A 1,257-nucleotide genomic window follows, 5' to 3' on the forward strand; every position below is an offset into this window, starting at 1 on the left:
TAAATAATCGCCCCCGAAAAACACGGGGTGGGAAAACACCGAATGAATTATTTAAGGGAATACGAACATGTTTACTTCCAGATTAACGATGTTGCACTTATTATGTGAATCCAAGATTATTTAATATTTCTACTCCAAACCAATTGGAGTACGGTCAGGATGATATTTTAAGGCTAATTCTCTATAAAGCTTTTTTGACGTCTTTTTCCGTAAGTTCACCAGACAAATTGGAAATATTAATTTTTTTAATTAATTTAGCTACCACAACAAACCCGGCTTTATGCCAGGGTTTATTGAGTAGTTTAGTGCTACCAGAAGAGATGTTACACAAGTGACAAAATGTCATGCCTATCATTCCCTTGTGCTTAATCTCCGTTGAACAACTCGCACTGGCATTCCTAAAGAGCCGGTAGCTTTTATTTCTTGTTTCAGTTCAGCTTCCCATTGCTCATGTATCCTCAAATTTCTTTCATAAACATCTGATTTATCAAAATTTATTCCTATCCTGATTCGTTCAAACTGTTTCAATGACATAGAAACCAACCTCATCTTTGATATCTTCTCGATAAACATAGTTTACAGTATGTGCGTACTTTCTCAACAACCTGTTGTAATATCTTGCCAACACTTCATCGACTGGCGCGCTGAATATTATTTTTGCACCTGTCATTTCCACAAAGTCAATAATAACAGCAGCAATGCCATCGATAAAAAATGTTTCCAACTCGTCCGGTGTATATTTCATGTCTGTATAGTGATGGAATTGACCTTTACTGCTTGTATCAGTCAATGCGGCTAAATCGAAAAAATCAACCATATACAAATTATTTAGTTCTTGCAGGTCAGAGTAGTAATCAGATAAATAATCGATAATTTCAGGGCTTGTTCTGAATTCAACGATATAATCACATTTAAGACCCAAAGATTTATCAACCGAAACCATATATCTACTTGATGAACTTCCATTTTTCCCTAACAAACTCAAACTTATTTCCACGATGTTATCTCTGATAAAAACAAAATATATTGATATCTCATCTAAAATTTATTAAAAATAAAATTTTTAATTACCTCATAACGAAATTATAATACCATAAAATACAGACATCATTCTATGTATACGATTGAGCTCTATATTATATTAACGCTAATGTACGCATTACTGTCACACGTAGAATCTGGAATATTTCTGTAAATCCTTTAACTGATGGCTTCTGCGTCTTTTCCAGAAAAATGAGAAATTACTGGCTTTTTTTC

At 33.5% G+C, this 1,257-nt stretch carries 2 protein-coding genes and 1 pseudogene; all 3 read right to left on the reverse strand.

From position 1 onward, the window contains the following. Window positions 1–132: 132 nt before the first annotated feature. Window positions 133–250: pseudogene (locus ACGF5R_RS24020) on the reverse strand (DnaJ domain-containing protein); the annotation flags it as partial. A gap of 101 nt (window positions 251–351) precedes the next feature. Next, entirely contained in the window at window positions 352–534 is a 183-nt protein-coding gene (locus ACGF5R_RS24025) for a hypothetical protein (protein ID WP_387693133.1), read from the reverse strand. Further along, entirely contained in the window at window positions 515–997 is a 483-nt protein-coding gene (locus tag ACGF5R_RS24030) for a hypothetical protein (protein ID WP_387693134.1), read from the reverse strand. The genes ACGF5R_RS24025 and ACGF5R_RS24030 overlap by 20 nt, the downstream gene beginning before the upstream one ends. Window positions 998–1,257: the final 260 nt, after the last annotated feature.

Source organism: Photorhabdus sp. RM71S (assembly GCF_042879355.1).
Taxonomy (GTDB): domain Bacteria; phylum Pseudomonadota; class Gammaproteobacteria; order Enterobacterales; family Enterobacteriaceae; genus Photorhabdus; species Photorhabdus kayaii.